Annotated in this window: 18 protein-coding genes and 1 pseudogene; 8 read left to right on the plus strand and 11 right to left on the minus strand. The window is 54.9% G+C overall.

Translation table 11 applies throughout. The annotated features are described in order from the left end of the window. Positions 1–221: 221 nt before the first annotated feature. The gene (locus tag C468_RS00005; RefSeq protein ID WP_193788237.1) at positions 222–854 is read right to left on the minus strand and encodes a hypothetical protein; all 633 of its coding nucleotides are present in this window, start codon (positions 852–854) and stop codon (positions 222–224) included. A gap of 285 nt (positions 855–1,139) precedes the next feature. Between C468_RS00005 and glmU the strand changes: the two genes are divergently transcribed. The 3 genes from glmU (at position 1,140) to glmS (ending at position 5,495) form a co-directional block, all read left to right on the plus strand. Further along, positions 1,140–2,351 carry a bifunctional sugar-1-phosphate nucleotidylyltransferase/acetyltransferase gene (gene glmU, locus C468_RS00010; protein ID WP_049911718.1) on the plus strand — a complete coding sequence of 404 codons (1,212 nt, stop codon included), beginning with the start codon at positions 1,140–1,142 and terminating at the stop codon, positions 2,349–2,351. Between the two features lie 106 nt (positions 2,352–2,457). Further along, positions 2,458–3,636 carry a sugar phosphate nucleotidyltransferase gene (locus tag C468_RS00015; RefSeq protein ID WP_080510538.1) on the plus strand — a complete coding sequence of 393 codons (1,179 nt, stop codon included), beginning with the start codon at positions 2,458–2,460 and terminating at the stop codon, positions 3,634–3,636. Between the two features lie 2 nt (positions 3,637–3,638). After that, the gene (gene glmS / locus C468_RS00020) at positions 3,639–5,495 is read left to right on the plus strand and encodes a glutamine--fructose-6-phosphate transaminase (isomerizing) (protein ID WP_049911720.1); all 1,857 of its coding nucleotides are present in this window, start codon (positions 3,639–3,641) and stop codon (positions 5,493–5,495) included. A gap of 68 nt (positions 5,496–5,563) precedes the next feature. Here glmS and C468_RS00025 read toward each other — a convergent pair whose 3' ends face one another. Together C468_RS00025 and C468_RS00030 are read right to left on the minus strand one after the other, a co-directional pair. Then, positions 5,564–6,070 (minus strand): metal-dependent hydrolase, encoded by a 507-nt coding sequence (locus C468_RS00025; RefSeq protein ID WP_008846791.1) that lies wholly within the window; start codon positions 6,068–6,070, stop codon positions 5,564–5,566. Beyond that, positions 6,063–6,578 carry a hypothetical protein gene (locus C468_RS00030; protein WP_008846792.1) on the minus strand — a complete coding sequence of 172 codons (516 nt, stop codon included), beginning with the start codon at positions 6,576–6,578 and terminating at the stop codon, positions 6,063–6,065. The genes C468_RS00025 and C468_RS00030 overlap by 8 nt, the downstream gene beginning before the upstream one ends. Before the next feature lie 352 nt (positions 6,579–6,930). Here C468_RS00030 and C468_RS17020 point away from each other — a divergent pair, with 352 nt between their 5' ends. After that, positions 6,931–7,326 carry a hypothetical protein gene (locus C468_RS17020; RefSeq protein ID WP_241430942.1) on the plus strand — a complete coding sequence of 132 codons (396 nt, stop codon included), beginning with the start codon at positions 6,931–6,933 and terminating at the stop codon, positions 7,324–7,326. A 318-nt stretch (positions 7,327–7,644) separates the two neighbouring features. Here the strand turns inward: C468_RS17020 and C468_RS00035 are convergent, their stop codons facing one another. Further along, positions 7,645–8,559 (minus strand): NAD-dependent epimerase/dehydratase family protein, encoded by a 915-nt coding sequence (locus tag C468_RS00035; protein WP_008846793.1) that lies wholly within the window; start codon positions 8,557–8,559, stop codon positions 7,645–7,647. Between the two features lie 638 nt (positions 8,560–9,197). Between C468_RS00035 and C468_RS00040 the strand changes: the two genes are divergently transcribed. Beyond that, positions 9,198–10,037 (plus strand): TrmB family transcriptional regulator, encoded by an 840-nt coding sequence (locus C468_RS00040; protein WP_008846794.1) that lies wholly within the window; start codon positions 9,198–9,200, stop codon positions 10,035–10,037. Positions 10,038–10,118: 81 nt separating this feature from the next. On the opposite strand, the gene C468_RS00045 is transcribed toward C468_RS00040, so the two are convergent. From C468_RS00045 to C468_RS00055, 3 genes are read right to left on the minus strand one after another with little or no spacing between them, the layout of a single operon-like run. After that, positions 10,119–11,120 (minus strand): NAD-dependent epimerase/dehydratase family protein, encoded by a 1,002-nt coding sequence (locus C468_RS00045; protein WP_008846795.1) that lies wholly within the window; start codon positions 11,118–11,120, stop codon positions 10,119–10,121. Beyond that, positions 11,117–12,085: an NAD-dependent epimerase/dehydratase family protein gene (locus tag C468_RS00050; RefSeq protein ID WP_008846796.1), complete on the minus strand. Its 969-nt coding sequence runs from the start codon at positions 12,083–12,085 to the stop codon at positions 11,117–11,119. Before C468_RS00050 ends, C468_RS00045 begins: the two co-directional genes overlap by 4 nt. Before the next feature lie 55 nt (positions 12,086–12,140). Next, positions 12,141–13,322 (minus strand): NAD-dependent epimerase/dehydratase family protein, encoded by a 1,182-nt coding sequence (locus C468_RS00055; RefSeq protein ID WP_008846797.1) that lies wholly within the window; start codon positions 13,320–13,322, stop codon positions 12,141–12,143. 225 nt (positions 13,323–13,547) lie between these two features. Here C468_RS00055 and aglF point away from each other — a divergent pair, with 225 nt between their 5' ends. Continuing rightward, positions 13,548–14,273 (plus strand): UTP--glucose-1-phosphate uridylyltransferase AglF, encoded by a 726-nt coding sequence (gene aglF, locus C468_RS00060; protein WP_049911723.1) that lies wholly within the window; start codon positions 13,548–13,550, stop codon positions 14,271–14,273. 109 nt (positions 14,274–14,382) lie between these two features. Beyond that, positions 14,383–15,846 (plus strand): oligosaccharide flippase family protein, encoded by a 1,464-nt coding sequence (locus C468_RS00065; protein WP_008846799.1) that lies wholly within the window; start codon positions 14,383–14,385, stop codon positions 15,844–15,846. Here the strand turns inward: C468_RS00065 and C468_RS00070 are convergent. Then, positions 15,843–17,072 (minus strand): glycosyltransferase family 4 protein, encoded by a 1,230-nt coding sequence (locus C468_RS00070; RefSeq protein ID WP_049911725.1) that lies wholly within the window; start codon positions 17,070–17,072, stop codon positions 15,843–15,845. The genes C468_RS00065 and C468_RS00070 overlap by 4 nt on opposite strands. 157 nt (positions 17,073–17,229) lie before the next feature. On the opposite strand from C468_RS00070, the pseudogene C468_RS00075 reads away from it, so the two are divergent. Then, positions 17,230–18,031 (plus strand): annotated as a pseudogene (locus C468_RS00075) (IS5 family transposase). A gap of 406 nt (positions 18,032–18,437) precedes the next feature. Here C468_RS00075 and C468_RS17025 read toward each other — a convergent pair. Genes C468_RS17025 through C468_RS18860 form a run of 3 tightly spaced genes read right to left on the minus strand, consistent with a single transcriptional unit; the run spans position 18,438 to position 20,538 of the window. Continuing rightward, on the minus strand, positions 18,438–18,941 hold the full coding sequence (locus C468_RS17025) for a glycosyltransferase (RefSeq protein ID WP_008846803.1): 504 nt from the start codon (positions 18,939–18,941) through the stop codon (positions 18,438–18,440). Further along, positions 18,938–19,444: a hypothetical protein gene (locus C468_RS00080; RefSeq protein ID WP_080510539.1), complete on the minus strand. Its 507-nt coding sequence runs from the start codon at positions 19,442–19,444 to the stop codon at positions 18,938–18,940. Before C468_RS00080 ends, C468_RS17025 begins: the two co-directional genes overlap by 4 nt. Next, the gene (locus C468_RS18860; protein ID WP_008846804.1) at positions 19,441–20,538 is read right to left on the minus strand and encodes a glycosyltransferase family 4 protein; all 1,098 of its coding nucleotides are present in this window, start codon (positions 20,536–20,538) and stop codon (positions 19,441–19,443) included. Before C468_RS18860 ends, C468_RS00080 begins: the two co-directional genes overlap by 4 nt. Positions 20,539–20,670: the final 132 nt, after the last annotated feature.

Below are 20,670 nucleotides of genomic sequence, written 5' to 3' on the forward strand. Positions count from 1 at the left end.
AACGCTGGCTCAGTGGAGGTCATACCTCCCGATTACCGGCGACTTAGTGTAATTATACGGTCTTTCCGCGTTTCTACATAAGAGCGTGGCGTCTTAACCAACAAGCCGATGCCTTTGTTCGCTAGTGTTGGTTAAGAGTCAGCCGGATACGACCACGTAATGACGAGCGCCCAGATATACTAGAGAGAACGGTGACTGAGAAAAGCCCCTTCGCAAAACCCTCAGAGTTGGAGCCGAACTCGGGCACTTACTACGGCCAACACGAGCAGTAGCGCGCCGATACCCCCCATGACGACTGACTGTGCTGTCAGGCCGTGTCGGAGTAGACTGCCAACCAGTGTTCCACCACCGATTGTCAGGATGAGACTCCCAAGGACAACGAGGCCACGCATCACTGATTGTGAGAGCCGGGTGGTGACCCATGGCGCGACAGCGAGTTGGCCGCCGAGTGCGAGTCCCCCAGTACCGGCAAGAGCCGTTCCAACACCGAGATACAGCCCTTGCAGCCCGCCAACACCCACGTGGACACTCCCAACGGCAACCAACCCGACGCCGCTGATGAGCGCCAAGAGGCCAGCGCTCCGAACGAGTGTGTCAAGCGATCGGACTGCCGTGAGTGGTCCTGGGTCGGTTGTCGTCGTGGTGCGTTCGTGAGTCCGGTATGCCCAGTGATCGCCGAGACTCACTACGAGGATGAATGCACCGAGTGCGAGCGCCGCCACCGTGTACGAATCCGTGGGATCGACGACATCGAGCGTCTGGTGGAACCAGAAGACGTTCGTGAAGACTGACGAGTGGAGAGCTTTGAGCTCGGGGGCGTAGAACGGCGCGACCCAGTGGACGTCTGGCAGCATGCCCCAGCCACCACCGAGGAGCACAAGAGTGCGTGCGTACCGTGTCGGCGGCAGCAAATAGAGCGCGATGAGGGCCGTACAGATCCCTCCAACAGCAAAATGGGTGATCGCTAATGACACAAGTAGAATCTCGCGTAATGTTGTGAAAGCTTTGTGCTCGGCCTCGATGAGGATGTGTGATACATTAGAGAACAATAGACGAAGACTCGGACTTAACGTCGAGTACGTCCAGCTATTCAGGTAGTACCGTAGCGGCTAAACCCCAGTCTCCCATCGCCACTAGGCATGTACGGAGTCGTGCTAGCGGCCGGCCGTGGGACCCGGATGCGACCCTTGACAGATCGTCGCCCGAAACCGCTCCTGCCGGTTGGCGACCGGTCGCTGCTCGAACGCGTGTTCGACACCACGGTCGACATCGTCGACGAGTTTGTCGTTGTGACCGGGTACCGCGGCGAGGCGATCCGCGAGAAGATCGGCGAGTCGTACCGAGACCGCCCGGTCCACTACGTTGAGCAGGTGGAGGCACTGGGGACGGCTCACGCCGTGGCACAGGCCGAGCCGGTCATCGATGATGACTTCTTGGTGCTCAACGGCGACGTGGTTGTGGACGCATCGCTGCCGCGCGCGCTCGCTGAGGCCGAGGGGATGGCGGTCGCAGCGACTGAGGTCCCAGACCCGCGGGCGTACGGCGTGCTCTCGACGACCGACGATGGCTCGCTCGCGGGGATCGTCGAGAAGCCCGACGACCCACCGACGAATCTCGCGAACGTCGGCTGTTACGCGTTTGAGCCTGCGGTGTTCGAATACATCGACAGAACGCCTAAGAGCGAGCGGGGTGAGTACGAGATTACGACAACGATCGAGCTCCTGCTCGACAACAACTACCGAATCGATGTGGCCCCCTACGAGGGCACGTGGCTCGACGTCGGTCGCCCGTGGGAGCTGCTCGAAGCCAACGGGCTCGCGCTTGCAGAGTTCGAGGAATCGGACGAAGCCGTCGCCGGTACCGTCGAAGAAGGCGTTCATCTGCACGGGCCGGTCGTTGTCGAGGCGGGGGCCAGACTGCAGTCTGGCACGTACGTCGAAGGGCCAGCAGTCATCCGTGAGGGGGCGGAGGTCGGCCCAAACGCATACATCCGCGGGTCGACGGTGATTGGTCCGGACGCCCATGTTGGTCACGGCGTCGAGATCAAAAATAGTGTGTTGATGGACGACGCGTCGGTGGGCCATCTTTCGTACGTTGGTGACTCCGTGCTCGGGCGCGGCGTGAACTTCGGTGCGGGAACAAACGTCGCCAACCTCCGGCACGACGACGCGAACGTCCGGCTGACGGTGAAGGGGAACCGCGTGGACACCGGCCGGCGGAAGCTCGGAGTGATCGTCGGCAACGGGGCCAAGACCGGAATCAACACGTCGCTGAATGCCGGCCTCCGGATCGGCGCGGGTGAAACGACAGGCCCCGGCGAGGTTCTGACGCGCGATCGGCTCTCTGACTGATATTCGTTCACCTGGACAAAACGACTGAATCTGTATCGGACTCTCAGAATCAGTTACGGATCCTAGAGCGATGTCCTTTACCGTGTCGGAGAGTGACGCAGTTGACATGAGCGACGCACCAGTCACGGCGGTGATTCTCGCCGCCGGCGAGGGACATCGTTTAGAACCGCTGACAAATCGGCGGCCAAAACCGATGATCCCCGTGGCAAACCGACCACTCCTCGAGTATGTTGTTGAGGCGGTCGCCGAGGCAGGCCTCGATCACATTACACTCGTTGTCGGATACCACCAAGAGCGCATCCGGAACCACTTCGGTGACGGCGACGAGTGGGACGTGACGATCGAGTACGTCGAGCAATCGACCCAGCTCGGAACCGGCCACGCTGTGCTCCAAGCCGAACCAGTGGTTGACGGGCCATTTGTCGTGCTCAACGGCGATCGAGTTGTCGATGCGGCACTGGTCGAGCGTGTTGCCGATGCCACGCGTGACGGCACCCGTCCCACGATGGCAATTACGGCAGTTGAGACACCGCGTGACTACGGTGTGGTGGCGTTTGATGAGGAGCGCGTGACAGAGATCGTGGAAAAACCTGAAAGGCCGGTTGAGACGAATCGAATCAACGCTGGCGTCTACGGCTTTTCACCTGCAATCTTCGATGCAATCCGGAACACAAACACACACGGCGAGTTAGCGCTGACAGCGACCCTTAATGAGCTCGCCGATGAGACCGATGGCGTCAACGGGATCACATACACCGGTCGGTGGCTCGATGTCTCGAACCTCTGGGACCTACTGACGGTCAATGCCGGCCTGATCGGCGCTGAAGCAACGGCCTCGAACGAGAGTCGTGTCGAGAGCGCGTCAGTGAGTATTGCTGATGACGTCGTGCTGGCAGACGGCATTCGCGTGGGGCCGACAGTGACAATTGGGGGGAACACCGCTGTTGGTCGGAACGTGACGATCGGATCGAATGCGGTCCTCGAGAATGCGATTGTCTTCCCCGATGCGGTGATCGGGGCTGGCGCAGTGGTGCGCGATGCCGTTGTCGCCAACAACGCACGAATTGGACCGAATGTGACAATTGAGGGAACACCGTCGACGATGGTCATCGAGGAGAGTGTCCATCACAATATCGAGTTTGGTGGCGTGGTTGGTGATAATGCCACGATCGGTCCCGGCGCGATACTCACGACGGGCGCGATTGTTGGCGATGATGTCGACACTGATGCGGGCGTGACGATCGACAGTCGGGTTGCGGCGGGTACAACGGTACGGAGGGGATAATCATGTGTGGCATTATTGGGTACGTGCAAGCAAGTGGTGGCGGGACACCGACAGTTGCGAGGGACGGCGGTGTAACGTACGATACTGGTGAGATCATCCACGAGGGGCTTCGGAATCTCGAGTATCGTGGGTACGATTCTGCGGGAGTGGCGCTTGTGGGCGCGTCGAGTGGGCTCACCGTGGCGAAGCAGTCAGGTGCAGTCGATGGGTTGGAGATTCCTGACGTGGCGGATGCGACGCACGGCGTTGGTCACACACGCTGGAGCACGCATGGCCCGCCGACGGACGCGAACGCACACCCACACACTGATTGTGTGGGCGACGTCGCGGTCGTCCATAATGGGATTGTTGAGAATTATGAGACGCTCAAAGCGGAGTTGGCAGATCACGAGTTCACGAGCGACACGGATACTGAAGTCATTCCGCATCTGATCGAGGAGGAGCTCACAGCCGACCCCGATGCCGATCTGCTGGCTGCAGTCCGACGCGTTGAGGATCGACTAGAGGGCAGCTACGCAATCTGTGCAGTTCGTGAGGACGACGATCGGATTATTGTTGCGCGACGTGGGAGTCCGCTCGTGTTGGGACGTAGCGAAGACGCGTCGTTCGTCGCGAGCGACGTGACCGCGTTCTTAGAACATACGCGCGACGTGACTTATCTGGAGGATGGTGACGTGGCGGCGCTGTCGGAGGATGGCGTCGAAATCTTCGCAAGCGGTGAACGGGTTGAGCGCGATATTGAAACGGTGACGTGGGACGCTGATGCCGCAGAAAAGGGCGGGTATGAACACTACATGCGCAAGGAGATTCACGAGCAGCCTGAAGCACTCCGACAGACCATCACCGGCCGCTTAGATGTTGACGCTGGGGACGTCGATCTTGATGTCTCGTTCCCGCCGGGGTTTCTGGCGGATGTCGAGGAAATTCGGGTTGTTGCCTGCGGGACCTCCTACTACGCCGGTCGGTATGCCGCGCAGCTGTTTGAGGAGCTTGCCGGTGTGCGCGCGACCGTCGAAATTGCCAGCGAGTACGAGTTCGGTGCCGGACGAACCCCAGATCGGACGCTCGTGGTTGCGGTCACCCAGAGCGGCGAGACGGCCGACACGCTTGGTGCGGTGCGGCGTGCGAATGAGGCGGGCGCGCGGACGTTCGCCGTGACGAACACCTTGGGGAGTACAGTGACGCGGGAAGTTGATGGGACCGCGTTCATCCGGGCTGGCCCGGAAATTGGCGTGGCGGCGACGAAGACGTTCGCTTCGCAGGTGGCGACGCTTGCGATGCTTGCGGTGAGTATCGGGCGGGATCGTGGTGCGCTCGCAGCCGCCGACGCGCGTGCTGTATTAGAAGATCTACAGGGGCTACCTGGAGCGGTTCAACAGGTGCTTGATAAGGAGTCACGAGTTCGGGAGGCAGCCCAAACGTACCAAGATAGCGAGGCGTTCTTTTTCGTCGGACGTGCGCTTGGTGTTCCGGTGGCCTTAGAGGGTGCGTTGAAGCTCAAAGAGATCTCCTACGACCACGCTGAAGGGTTTGCCGCGGGTGAATTGAAGCATGGGCCATTGGCATTAGTGACGCCAGAGACACCCGTGCTAGCGGTGTTGACGGAGGGGTCGCGGGCCAACGAAACGATGAACAACGTCACCGAAGCGCAGACGCGTGGCGCGCCCGCGCTGGGGTGTGTCTCTGCTGATGCGGAGTATGACACACTTGATGTCGACTTTCCCGTGCCCGATGTGGGTATCGTTGAGCCGCTGGTTGCCAACGTGTACTTGCAGTTGTTCGCGTACCACGTTGCTAACGAGAAAGGCCGACCAATCGATAAGCCACGGAATCTAGCGAAGAGTGTAACGGTGGAGTGACCCGACTCTGAGCCTCGTTCAGAAGACCCGACCGGCCCGCTCTGTCGAACTACACATTCTGCGATCGATTATTGGCCCGGGGAATCAGTGAGCATCACCCGTCGATCGATGAGCCACACAAGCCCAGCAAGCGCCATCGCAGCAACTACTGGCCACCGGTCGCTGCTCAGGTAGAATCCATTGACGGCAATCCCATGTGTAATGAACGGCCACAGGAGCGGGCTCGTTATCCCAGACGGTTTATACAATAGTAAATCGAGCGCGTAGTGGGACCCGGCACCGGTACACAAGAGTGCGAACACGATACGTCGATACGCGTTCGGGACGAGGAGTGCGCCAATACACACAACAAGGAGCGTGCCGCCAACCCGATGGAGTGGACCCCACGTGAAGGGCACTCCCAGGAGTATAGTAATCAGATCGCTGGGGAGCACAAGATCGATCCGGTTGAGATCTGGGAGCGTTGAGCCGATCATCACCGCTGTGATGAATGGGTACGAGATCCACTCGTACCGCCACGAAAGCACGATCCCGAGAACGTATCCAAACAAAATGTGGGTGAAGAGATCAGCCATCCGTATCTTCCTCCGACAAATAGCGGGTATGAAGCGGTGTGTCCCGCGGTGAGAAGGCGATCTCATTCAGATCAAACCGCCACCCATCGAAGATACGAACAGCAACGAATAGCGCCCCAAGCACTGAGATCGCGTACATGTACGTTGTCTCCCACGGCTCACGGACGACTGCACGGTCCCGGTTCACGACGAGTGTCCCGTCCGTGGTGAGCGTGCCATCGACAATGATCCCTTGCCCAACACGTACATCCGGCGCATTCTTAACGGGAAGTCGTTGGGTGCTGGTGCCGTCCTCAATCTCAATGGTGACGGGATCAGTCGCGATGACCTCACCACCGGTCTCAACGTGTTCACCGGCAAAATTTTTAGGCGATACGTCAGGATCAGCGAGGTTCGGGCCCGAGTCTGGCGGTGCTGGGTACCCCGCGCCAGCAAGCACAAAGAGTCCGACAAGGAGTACGACACAGACTCCAAGGGCACCCATGCGATACCCGACAGCAGTAGCCATCTAGGTATTGGTCCGTCAGTGTCGGGTAAAGATTCACCGGTAGTACTGTGTCAATCAATAGCCCGTACACACACGAGATCCTCGATTAACCAACAGTCATGAAACTACCTGTTCTTTGTTGGTTAATAAGTTAGTTCCAACCTTATAGACATATCACCTGATTTATGACGTGTTGGTGACATTCAATTCGGCAGTCATCTTTCCGACTTTAGTGCGGAGAGGCCATTCAGTACTGGCGCACCCGGAGTCTCACGAACACAACGACGGCGAGGATTGAATGCATCCCGTTCTAAATATCCAATATGAAAGTAATCTCGCAAGGTGGATATCTCACTCTAGTAACACCGTGTATATGGAACCGACAGCGCAGTCACTCGCGCGGACCTACTTCGATTGTGTCTACTCCGACGCATGGGAGAAAGTCGAAGAAGTAGAGGGGATACAGAACCACTCTCAGCACGGAAAACTCGTGTTGTACGCACTAACACGGCTCCACGAACGTGGTGAAACGCCGGTGCGGACGCGTGAAGTCGTCGATACGTACCGGACCGTGGCTCACTCGAAAGGTATGAGTCCGGTCTCGGAGCGTTCGGTGCGTGACTATCTGGGTGAGTTGGCACAGTTGGGAATCACGAGGGCGACAGAACACAATCGAGGGAAAGACGGTAGAAAATACAACGAACATCGGTTGTCGAAGTCTGTTTCGGCGGTCCGGAGCGGGGTATCGACCTTGTTGGAGTCGGCGTAAATCAGGCGTCCCGGGTACTCTGGTGACAGTGGTGTCTGCCCCATCTAACAGCGGAAGCGGTGGGGTGCGTCACTACGCGATCGGGATCGAGGGCTGGCTCGTGGACGTTGAGTATCCTGAAGATCATGAAGGAGTCGAGGCGCGACTTGTGAGGGAGATTGAGGGAGGCGAGGCGGCTACGGGATCAGCGGAAAGAGAGAAAAAAGTATTTAGATAATCTAAGGTAATTCCCACAAATTTGGATGCAAAGCATACTAGATGACATAATCCTAACAAGAAACCATAATAATGGGTGGTTGCGTTCTTTCTTTGGCTAATTCAATTTTGATACGGTTCACAGACCCGCGAAACGCCCTTCTCAAACCCAATCGTTGGCTCCCATCCAGTGGCCTCATGGAGTTTCGAGTAGTCAGCCATCGTGTCGTGAACGTACTCTTCAAGTGGATTCTCGATATACTTCGGCTCGATGTCGGTTCCGAGCTCATCGTTGATCAGTTCGATCATTGTATTGAACGAGTAGCTCTCTTCGGTACCAACGTTGTAGATACCCTGGAGTTCATGATCGGCAGCGAGTTCACACGCACGAACGACATCGTCGACGTGCGTGAAGTCGCGTGTCTGGGTGCCATCGCCGAACAGTTCTGGCCGTTCCTCATTCGCAATTTTGTCGGTGAACTGCGCGACGGTGTTTGCAAACTGTCCTTTGTGTTTCTCGGCACCGCCAAAGCCCTGGTACACTGAGAAAAAGCGCATGCCAGCCAGGGTCATCTCGTGGAAGCTGTGGAAGTACTCCGCGTAGCGCCCACGGGCGAGTTTGGAGGCTTCATACCCAGTGCGGGCTTGCACGTCCATTGTCTCTGGTGAGGGGTCGGTGCGATCGCCGTAGATCGACGAGGTGGTCGCGTACACGACAGTGTCACACCCGTCTTGCCGTGCTTGTTCGATGGTGTTCACGAACCCCTCCACGTTGACGCGAGCGCCTTGTGCAGGGTTTTCTTCGTGCATCTTGTACGAGGAGAGGGCCGCGAAGTGGAACACAACGTCGACGTCGGTGGGGAAATCATCGTCGACGACGGAGGCGTTGATAAATTCGACTTGGTCAGCAAGATTTTCAGGTGTTCCAAGATAGCAGTCATCGACGGCGATCACATCATTGTGGTCCGCCAGATGGTTCGCGAGATTCGAGCCGATAAACCCAGCACCGCCCGTGACGAGGACGCGTTGATCTTCCATACACATATCTGTTCGGTGATTGAGTGAAAGACTTGTGATACTGGTGGTAGTGGGGTATCAGTATCATAGGATCTCTAATGAGAATGTCTGAATTAGTATCCAGATAACAAAGCCTGTGACAACCGTACACTACTCTATGAGTGAGAGATGCCCATGGTGTGAAGAGCAAGTGCATGGTGCAGTGAAACTTACTGGTGAATCGTTCGTACTCGTCTGCCCCAGCTGTCGCAGTGAATATTCTCCCACCGATGCGGCATCGTCAAATCAGCGAGTAGTCTGATACTAACGCGTGTCCATTCTTGATTCTAGTTAGGAGTGAAGAACGACCCAGTATCGCTCGCAGAATTAGTCGTCGGCCGCTTCCATGCGGTTTTCACTAAGCTTTTCCCAGATCTCGGTACAGCCTGCCCCATCTTCTAAACCATCAAGGTGGTCGTGTTCATCCTCGTTTGTGTTACTCATTACGTGAGTAACCAGTTAAGACCTGATTATATTAATGCATCGGAGACTTTCCCTAGTGTATCCAACTAGACCGTCAAATAGACCCTGAAGATTACTTAGAGTATCTGCAGCCTTCAGTAAACAGGTCTCTTTGCGTAGTACAACGTTTTATTCATATCCGCAAACGAAGACCGCTCATGACTGAGAATCCATCGGATCTTCTTGAAACACTTGATCTCACCGAATACGAGGAAGAAGCGCTTGAAACGCTCCTCATACTGGGAAAAACGTCTGCTCCTGATCTGTCTGAAGCGACAGGAATCCCCAAAGCGCGAATCTATGGTGTGCTAGATACGCTCGGTGATGCGGGGTACATCAAAATTATCCCTGGTCGCCCAAAAATGTACCAGCCCAAACCACCCTCAGAGATTCTCGATCGCGCTATCGAAACACGTCGTCAAGCGTTCGAAACCTACCAACAGACGCTTGAAGACATTCGTACCGAGTTTATCGAAACACTGCAGCCGCTTTATGAATCCGCAAGTTCGGATGTTTCACCGACCGAGAATCTATTTTATGTAGTTAACGTTGGTGACTCAAGCGAGGAAGAAACTCGCCAACTCTACCGCAACGCAGCCAACCAGATCGATATCATCACAAAAAGTTTCGAATATTTTGATGCAGTCGAGCCAACACTCACACAGGCTGTCGACGACGGCTGTACTATCCGTATTCTCTTTCTCCATCCCAAGCACCTTTCGACGACAAATCAGCAGATCCAACGCGCGATCGTCGATTATATCCACGACTCGCATCCCAGCATCGAGACACGGTTTAGTGACAATCAGCTCCCGTGGCGGGGGACAATCACTGACCCGAGTATGGACTATGACCAAGGTTCTGCGATTTTTCTCGTTGAAGAGAAAAATATTCCACTACACAAGCGCCAAGCTGCTGTCACCGATAACGGCTCGTTTGTCGCTGGCCTCGAACGCTACTTCAATCTTACCTGGACGTACGAAACCACCGACACTTAGCCTCGCTAGGCGTGGCTAAACTCTTGGGCCGCAAGAGAACGAATTCGAATAGATGAGTGGCGATTTCGACGTCTGGAAAAATCAGTTTTCGGCTGCGGTGTCACGAAGGAGACCACGAATGCTGTCTGCAACCGAGTGTGTCGGTTCCCATCCAAGTTCAGATTGTGTGTTGGTGGTGTCGACGGTGAAATCCTTAACAAGCGTTTCGTCGTCACCGCGTGGATTCTCAACGAGTTCAACATCGATATCGTCCCCGCGTTCCTCAGCCGTTATCTGTTGGACGAGTTCGGCGACAGCTTGGACGCTCGGATCTTCGTCCGAGGCGATTTCGTACTTTTCGACACCCGTCTCGCCAGCGTCGAGTTGCTCGAGGAGTCGTTCCGTGCTGTGGACGTACGCACGGGCGACATCATCCACGTGGACATAGTTCCGCGACTGCGTTCCAGGTCCGTACACGGTGAGCGGCTCTCCGTTGAGTGCCCGATTCACGAAGAAGTTGATGACCGTCCCTTTCGAGACACGCTGACCGTCGATGGTGTGTTGGCCATAGAGATTCGACTTCAAGTAGAGGTGCGCCGGGAAGGCATCTTCAGCGTATGCTTCGATAGCTCTCTCTCCGAGTAGTTTCGTGCGGCCGTACCAGTTGAATGGGTCACGTGGATCATCAACGGTTATCGGAAATGTTTGTGGGTCGCCGAGGACTGCCATACTGAACGGGAACACGAGCCCAGCACCGGTTTTCCGGCAGAACCACGCCACATTGTTCGTCCCGGTGACGTTCACATCGTATGCGAGGTCTTGCTGTTGCTCACAGTCATCAACACCGCTGATCGCCGCGAGATGAAGGACAATGTCTGACCCGGCGAGTGCGGCTTCGAGTTCGCTCCGATTTCGGATGTCGACGTGAGAGACCTCGACATCGCCAATGCGGCGGACATCGCCCAAATAGAAGTTGTCAAGGGCGACGTACTCCCAATCGGGATATTGGTCGGTCAGTAGCTTCACGACGCGACTCCCGATGTAGCCAGCGGCGCCGGTGATCGCAATCTGTGGGGTCTCTGTTGCTGTGGGTGTGTCTGTCATTGTGGTAGTGGTGCAGTCAGTTGGTGTGTGTTTGTGAACTGGTCCGCGAGCTCTCGAACACCCTCTCGAAGTGTGTACTCGGTACTGAACTCGGTCTCAGCGAGTCTATCGAAGTTCACGTGGTAGGATGGTCCAGGGTGTTCGTCACGGAGGTACGTGATCTCGAGATCGTGATTGAGTTCGTCTTGGATGATTTCGGCGATCGTCTCAACCTGGTAGTTTTGATTGTTGGCACCGACGTTGTAGATGTCCTGTGGCCACGAGCCAGGATGTAGAGCAGCGTGTTTGTACGCACGGGCGGCGTCTTGGACGTGGATGAACGGCCGCCAGTTGCTGCCGTCGCCGTAGATGGTCAGTGGTCGGTTTGTCAGTGCACGGAACACGAAGTAGTTGACCACGAGATTGAATCGGACACCTGGCGAGTACCCGTAGTTCGTACTCATTCTGAGCGCTGTCGCGTCAAATCCGTACTTCGTTTGTGTGTCTCTGATGAGAGTTTCAGCCTCATACTTTGCTTCTGCGTACGGATTCAGGGGATCAGGCTCGGTGGTCTCGTCAATGTCTGTGCTGGATGCGCGCCCATAGAGGTTACATGACGACGCGAATACGACGTTGCCGACATCGAGCTTCCCGGCAGCTCGAACAACGTTTTCAGTTCCTTCGTAGTTCACATCGAAGGTTTCTGCACGCCGCTCATGGGTACTGTCTGCGCCCGTGATCGCAGCGAGGTGAATCACTGTGTCCGTGTCACCCATTGCTTTCTCGACGTCACCGTACTCGCGGACATCTCCCCGCTGAAACGTCACGTGATCGGGTGTCCCAACGCCTAATCCCATGAGGTTCCGAGGCGTGGACGCAGCCAGGTTGTCGAGAACGGTGACCGAATCGACGGTCTCGTCTTCGAGTAATTTGGGGAGGAGTGCACTTCCGATATAGCCACAGCCTCCGGTTATTAAGACGTTCATATACTCAGTATATTTACGAAAGCGAGGGGTAAACCATTCGATACCGGCTTCCTCGTTAATCCTCGAGGCGATCTTCGAGGACACCGGGGAGGAAGCGGTCTTCGTGGGCTTCGATTACGTCGGCGTGGTTGGTGAGCGTCTCGAAGACGTCCCCAATGCCTGCTTCGAAGTCTTGGGCTTGCTCGCCAATAAGGTCGTCATACTGGCCGTGTTCGATCTCCATCTTGTGGGTTTCGTCCTCGTCACGCGGATTCTCGAAGTGTTCCACCGCGACATCGAGCCCGTGCTCAGTGCCGACGTCGGCAATTGTGTTCGCGATCTCGACGATGCTGATCGCACGCGTGGTCTGATTGTAGACGACGTGGTTGTCCGGACGCTCGTCGGGATCGATGAGTGCGAGCTGCGCGAGCCCTTCGACTGTGTCTTCGAGGCTGATGAAGGGTTTGCGCTGTTCACCTTTGCCGTAGACGGTGACGGGGTAGCCAGCGACCGCTTGGGCGGCGAAGCGGTGGGCGACAGTCCCGAAGTAGTAATCAAAGTCGAAGCGCGTGTTGAGGCGGTCGTCTGCGCGCGTCTCCTCGGTTTGGGTGCCGTAGACGATCGCGGTTCGGACGTCGCTGATCGGAATGTTGAACTGCTGGTGGGCCAGCCGCATGTTGGCCGCGTCGTGGCTTTTTGTGAGGTGATACCAGCTGCCGGCCATTGCTGGGAACGGCACTTCGTCCTGTTCACCTTCGTTCTCCATGGTGGCGCCGCCTTCAGGGATGGGGAACTCGGGCGCGCCGTAGACACCAGTGGTGGTGGTCTCGATAAAGTGGGTGTCAGTGAGATCGTGTTCTTCGAGACCCCACAGGAGGTTGCGAGTTGCTTGGAGGTTGTTGTGCTGGGTGTAGTTAGCGCGCTCACCATTGATCTGCGAGTAGGGCGCTGAGGGCTGGGCCGCGGTGTGGATGATCGTGTCTGGTTCGTGGACGGCGAGGAGTTCGTCGACGAAGTCCTTGTTCGTAAGGTCGCCCTCGACGAACGAGAGGTTCGTGAGGCCGTGGGTTTCTTCAGCGGCGTCGAGGCGCGTTTTGATCGGTGCGACGGTGGTTGCGGAGGTGGAGCCAACCTCGTCGACCCACTCGCGGCGCGCGAAGTTGTCAACGAGGAGGACGCGATCGTCGGTTCTAGAGGCAATTCGGAGTGCGGTCGGCCAGCCGACGTAGCCGTCGGCACCGGTGATGAGGATAGTCATAGTTACTCAAGGAATGAGTAATTCTATCACATCAAAAAGCCATCGAAGAGAAATTCCCTGACTGTACGGGGGTAAGCCTTAGAAATCGAAGAAATAAAATGACCGATCGAACATAAAGATGAGGGTAGATTAGAAATTGACGATCAAACCTCCGGTTTCGGAGGCTTATTGACGAATTCAATTAAGTGAAAAGGGCTATGACGGAGCATCATCTCCGCTAATGACATGAAAGCCGTTGTACTCGCTGCCGGCGAAGGGACACGACTCCGCCCCCTTACCGAGGACAAGCCCAAGGGAATGGTAGAGGTAGCAGACGAACCACTGCTTACCCATTGTTTTGACCAGCTGATCGAGTTGGGCGCCGACGAGCTCGTCGTCGTCGTCGGCTACCTGAAGGAGGTGATCATCGACCACTACGGCGACGCGTACGAGGGCGTCCCCATCACCTACGCCCACCAGCGCGAGCAGAACGGGCTGGCCCACGCTCTGTTGACCGTTGAGGAGCACATCGATGACGACTTCATGCTCATCCTCGGTGACAACGTCTTCGAGGCGAACCTCCAAGATGTGGTGCGGCGCCAGCGCGAGGAGCGGGCCGACGCCGCGTTCCTCGTCGAGGAGGTGCCGTGGGAAGAGGCATCACGATACGGCGTGTGTGACACCAACCAGTACGGCGAGATCACCGACGTGGTCGAGAAGCCCGATGACCCTCCAAGTAATCTGGTGATGACCGGCTTTTACACGTTCAGTCCTGCGATCTTCCACGCGTGTCACCTCGTGCAGCCCTCCGACCGCGGCGAGTACGAGATCTCGGACGCGATCGACCTGTTGATCCAAAGTGGGCGGACGATCGACGCGATCCCGCTCGATGGGTGGCGCGTCGATGTCGGGTATCCAGAGGATCGAGAGGAGGCGGAGGCGCGGTTGAAAGGGAAGGAAGTAGAAGTTTGATCCCCCGACTTCGCGTTAGATCGTCGGCAAATTCTTTTTAGTGGTCTACTAGCCGCTCCGACTTATCGGACGAATTAAATGCGAACAAAGTAATGCTAAGTCAAATCTGATGGCTTCGCTTCTCCGGTCAATACTCTCCATCTTCTCCGGGAAAGTCGCTGGAATACTGATTGGCTTGGCGTTCACGCCGATTCTCGTTCGGGTTATCTCCCAAGCCCAGTATGGCTTGTATGCGAGTATACTGGCCGGCTTCAGCATCGTCACGCTTCTGTCCAAGGGTGGACTGTTCGACGCGACGAGGAAGATGGTCGCCGAGCACACTGATGATCCCACAGAGGTCTCGTCGGTTATCTCCACGTCGTTATTCCTTAGCGTCGTTTACGGGGTTGTCGCCACGGGCGTCGTTCTCCTGAGTTTGTGGTTGAATATTGTCCCTGATCGATACACCCCTTACGTGTGGATTCTCACGGGAGCGATACTCTTCACGAACGTCTTCGGGATCGTGAAGGGTACCTTTTACGGACTCCAGCAGGAATCTGTGGGCGAGGTTCTGAATATCGTCCGCCGCCTCGTATACACGGCCGGTGGGTTGCTGCTTGCATACATCGGCTACGACGTACTCGGCGTGTTCTCCGCGTACGCGCTCTCGTTCTTACTGTTGAGCATCTCGGGAGCCGTCGTCCTCACGAGATATTCTTCGTTCGGCTTCCCAAGGTGGGGTGACGTTTCGACGTACGGAAGAGAAATCGCGTCCTTTGGCGGCTACCAATTGATCGGAGGCTTGAGTGCGATGCTTTTGTATCGAACAGACATCCTGCTCGTCGAATTCTTCAAGAGCGGGACGTTCACGGCGCTCTATCAAAGCGCGATCACACCTGCAGAGATGATCTGGTTCGTACCGTCGGCGATTCAGCTCGCGTTCCTCCAACACACTGCGAGCCTCTGGGGTTCCGGCGAGATTGAAGAGATTAACGAGAATATACAGACCGGTGTCAAGTACTCCGTCCTCTCGTTGACTCTGTTCGGTGTGGGACTGTTCGTCCTCGCGGAACCGTTCCTCACAGCCTACTTCGGCCCTGACTACGTCGGCGCGACTACGACCTTACAGGTGTTGATCGTCGGAACGTTCTTCTTCGGCATCACCCGGGTCGTCGTTCCGGTGTTCCAGGCGACTGGCTGGGTCCGGCATACGGAACTCATCACCTTCGGCGCGCTCGTACTCAACATCCTGTTGAATACGCTTCTCATTCCTCGATACGGTATCATCGGTGCTGGGATCGGTACCGGAGTGTCTTACGTCGCCATATTCGCCGGGAATGTGGCACTATGGTCGTATTCACCGTTCGACTTCGTTCCACTGCGGTGGGCTGCAAAGCTCGCAATAACGCAAGGGGTTTTCGCTATACTGTTCCTCGGATTCGTCAGGCTCGTCGATCTTTCTCCGTGGCTGTCGTTACTCGTGTTCCCACCGCTGGGATTGGGGTTGTTCCTCGGAATCAACGTTACTGCCGGGTACATTCCTACGCAGCCAGCCCGACCATATTTGAAGATAGTCACCGAGTACCTATCCTAGTCGCTATCGACGGATTTCGTCCCGTGATCGCCATGAGATCGTATACAGGATTGGAAGACACTCACGAGCTCGTCTACCGCCTGTGAGATATCGAACTTTGTCTCGACAGTCTCGCGGCCGTTGGCTGCGATCTCCTTCCGACGACTCGGGTTGTTGAGTAGAGTGGATAATGCGTCGGCCAGTGCTGCCGAGTCATTCGGCTCAACCAGAACTCCGTCGTGTCCGTCTGTGATCAGTTCCGGAATAGCAGAGATCGACGTGGAGACACACGCGGTTTGGGTGGCCATCGCCTCTTTCAACGCAACTGGTGCGACATCTCGATCGCCGTCCGAAGCGATAACGCATGGAAGCACGAACAGTTCTGCTTCGTGTAGCTCGGACTTTAACCGCTCATCCGATACGTGTCCTAAGAATTTGACGTGGTCGTCGATGCCACGCTCTCGAACTCGCTCACGGAGGAAATCTTCGCGCTCTCCGGTTCCGACAATGTGGTACTCGACGTCGTAACCCTGATCGATGAGTTCGGCAACTGCGTCGATCGCATATTTGTGCCCCTTTTTTTCAACAAGTCGCGCAACCGTAAAGATGCGTCCAGACACACAGTCGTCAGACGGCTCAAACTTATCAACATTTGTCGTTGCCGGCACTACAGTCATTTCCGTATCAACACCAATTTTTTCGGAGAGGTACCGTTTGTTGTACTTCGAAGGGGTGATCACGTGATCGAAGCGGGCACAAACGCGCTGTAACCGCTTCATATTTGATGGAGAGAAAAGTTCATACGCGTGTGCTGTGACTGTACATGGAATTTCATGATATGCTGCAGCGTAAGTACATGCGAGTCTATTTGATGCTGCAAAGTGTGCATGAATTAAATCTATCCCGCCTTCTTCCTCTACAGCTTCTATTATTTGCTTTCCAAGATAGAGATAGTAGGCGTGATGAAGAGGATTATCTATAAAGGCTGCTTGGTGGAGGACCGTTGAATTTAGAATTGACCTAGAAAATAGTTCTGGAAACAAAGTAAATGACGGTTGGTCCCCATAGTGGATTGAAATATCTAGTTCGTCTATTTCTTCGTGCGTGACCTCTTCACCTGATCGAGCAAATGAAAAAACAGAGACATTATGTCCGCGCTGTTCGAGCTCGTATAATTCGTTGATGACAAAACTCTCAGAAAGATTTGGGAACTCGTTTACAGTATACAGAATATCCATATCTGGCATGTAGTTCTAACTCTGTCAGCCCTATTTATATACTTTGAAATGATTGGCATTTTTGGGACTGATCCTTCCTTGTTTTTTCGCCTAGTGACGACAGCATCAGACGCTCTTACCGCAATATTCCGCCAGATTAACCCGGAAATGGACGCTGTCTGGCGATATCGCATCGCTCAGACGGCTTGCTTGGATGTGTCGAGATCTTGTCAACAGTATGTTGAGGATCCGGACGTACCCGCCGCGCCGGATGGCGCAGACAGGTACGCCGAGTGGGTGCAGATCGCGTTGATTCTTTACCGCGTCAAACTGGAGAAGAGTCTCCGTGAGGCCGAGGACTACCTCAACGAGATGCCCGGCGTCCTCGCCGTGTTTGAGCATAACGAACACCGTATTACTGCTCGTTTTGTCGGTGGGAAAACGAGTACCGAATGCGTGAACTCCGTCCCCTGCTCCACCGGAGTGCGGAGCAGGCGAACTGGAGTGGTGAAGTTGTAATTGACGCAAGCGGATTTCAACGCGATCGAACGAGCTACTACTACCGCAACCGCGCAGATTTCTCGTTCCAGTATATGAAGACAGCAATTTTGACCGATGTGAATTCGCTGGCGATCAAGGATGCTCATTTTATGACGCAGAAGGCTTGGGGCGGTCATATTGGGATGCAGGTCTTCCGCCGGACCGTGAAAGACCTGCGTGTGTTATCTGCCGACGCGAACTACTCGTGGAGCGAGCTTCGTGAGGAGTGTCGTTCCAACTCGACGCGACCGTTGATCAAACACAGGGAACAAACACCGTTACAGAAGGCATACAACGCCCGACTGAACGAGGGTTACAACCAGCGGTGGATGGGTGAGACGGGCTTCTCGCAGTTGAAGTAAGACGACGGCGAGAAGCTGCGCTCCCGGATCTGGCACGGCCAGTTCCGGGAGCTAACACGCAAGTGCATCGTGCATAACCTAATGTAGGCGGCGACTTAGGGCTCGCCGCCTGCTCCCCTTCTCCGGACGTATCCGGAAGAGGCATGGCCGTCGTCACCGAAACAACGGAGCAAGATACCATAGTTTTGACTCATCAGCAACCGCTGTGAGCGACACCTACTGTGTCTTCAGCGATCGAAAAGCTGCCTCTAGCGCCCTGAGATTGCAGATTAGTGACCCTACCCCGACGCAGTCTTGCGTTCAACAAGCCAACTGATCCTCATTTAGACACTCTGGAGACAGTAGTTAGCGGATATATTGGACGAATAGATCCAATTTAAGAGTGCTTTTCGGATCCCGATTCTATAGTTTGCGACTTCTGTTGAAGACGATCTACACCACCGTAAAAGCCCTATTCCGTCGACTTATCATCGGATTCAACAAAGCAATTTTATCAAAATCTGAATGAGAAAGGGAGCTGCCGCTCTTCGGCCTCTTTCTGCACGATCATGCCAATATTATCTTGCAATTCTCCGGATATTTCTCGCCGGATCTGTGGAACGTCCTTCGGTGCGGAGAGGATTGTTGCAAGTTCCTCCGTGGTACTTGCTATTGTTAGGTCGATACTGTTTGACCATCCGTCGACATGATTTTGCTGGTGGTCGTCATACACCTCATCAAGTTCTGGGTTACGCGGAAACAAAACCAGCCTGACATCGTTATCGAGGGCTGTCAGAAACGTGCCTGTTCCGGCATGTCCCACGACTACACTCGCATCTCGGAAAAATTTTTCGTGTCTATTTGGCGGTAATATATCGACTGAGTCGGCGTATTTCGGTTGGTAGTTTGTGTCACCGGTTTGAATCAGGAATTCCTCTTGATGCGTGGCCGCGATGTTATCAGCTTTCCTAACCAGTCGCTCAAATCCTTGGGAGACTCCGACGGTAACGTAGATCAAAATACACCTCCATGGTACTCCGCATCTTCAGCGTGATCATCTAGAGTTTCAGTGTTCTGAACAAGAACCCTGTCTGAGACAGGTGCGAGAACTCGACCAGCCGTGGATGGTCCCTCGAACTGCCCAATGCTCTCCACGAATATAGTTCGTATCCCAAGAAGCTTAGTTAAGTAAAAGGCTGGTCCTGCGATCGTGAGATCGCCGGTCGAGACTACGACATCAGGTCGTTCCTTGATAAGAATGTACAACAGATAGGCGAACACAACTGGAAGGATGAACGGTGCGGCAATCTTCTCGACGTTCAGCCGTCGCTTGACCAACCCGCCAGCAATGCGCTGGTACACTTTCGGCAATAGGTATCCCTCGATACTTTCGGTCGCCCTCGTTCGATACGTGACATAGAATCGGTCAAAGTCCATTAATCCCTCCTCGATCAATTGGAGCTGTTTAAATGGTCCGCCCGCTTCACAAACAAGACACACTTTTATATTGTCGTCGGTCATCTATTTCCCCCGTGTTCCGTGGCGCTTCGATCGTAGTCGTACACTTCGAGTATTTGTTCGAACGTGTGTTGGAAACCTGTTGTCGTCGATTTCGCATTAGATCGAAAACTTTGCTCTGCGGCAATCGTCAAAATAGACTGGGCAAACCTCTGTGGTGACCCCTCCTCAAGGATAAATCCGTTTTCATCATTTTTGATTATCGTGTCCACGTCTCCCACGTCGGTGGATACAACCGGGAGACCACAGGCAAGTGCCTCTCGAACGACGTTCGGTGATCCTTCCGACTTAGAGGTGAGGGCAAGGCAATCTGCGACATTCATTAATTCACTCAGGCGATCATGGTCAATGTATCCTACGAACTCAGTGTTTGAGCTGAGACTACGCTCAGATATTGTTTCTCGAAGTTCGTCCTCACACTCGCCCCTACCAGCTAGGACGAGTAGCCAGTCATCCTCTTCGACGAGGGCCTCGAACACCTCAATGAGTAGTGGGAGGTTTTTCACACGGCTGAACCGGCCGGCGTACAGCAGCACGTTTTTTGTGTCTACACCGTACTCGTTGCGGACCTGTTTCCGGTCCATTGGGTGGAACACATCAGTATCAACACCAACCGGGATGGTTCTAATCTGGGTGCCCTGATAGGAATGCTTCTCCAAGAGATACTCTCGGCACGAATCGCTCATTGCGATTACCTCGTCTGTAATTCGGAGCGCAAGTGATTCGATGGTGTCGTAAAGCCAAACGAATGGTCTGGAGTGATTCATTCTGAGTTCATCAGTGAGATGCCCGGGACAGGTAGCAACCAACTTCGCGTCCGTCTGTTTTTGGATGAAGGGAAATAGCGTCACAATTCGACGTGCGTGAATAATGTCCACGTCGGTCTCGATTCTACCGAGGAGGACGAGGACGGTGAAACGGATCAGGAACTCAATGTCTGAACCAGTCCAAAGATTAATTCTTACATCCGCACGCTCGCCCGCACTAACGTATGTTGTTCTTAATCCCTCGTCTCTTGCAGCAGAGAGAAGATTGTTGATATAGGTCGGCCTGTTACCGACGCCGACAACCATGATATCCATCAGTAGAACTTTCATGAGTAATTATAATAACACCTTTGATTTACTGATTCGATCAAGTCTATAATATAATAGTCATAATATAACAGTAGCTATGGCTATAGTCGATGTAGAAACAAGATCTAATATGAACTGGCAAAAAACCGATCA

The sequence above is a fragment of the Halorubrum kocurii JCM 14978 genome (assembly GCF_000337355.1).
GTDB lineage: Archaea > Halobacteriota > Halobacteria > Halobacteriales > Haloferacaceae > Halorubrum > Halorubrum kocurii.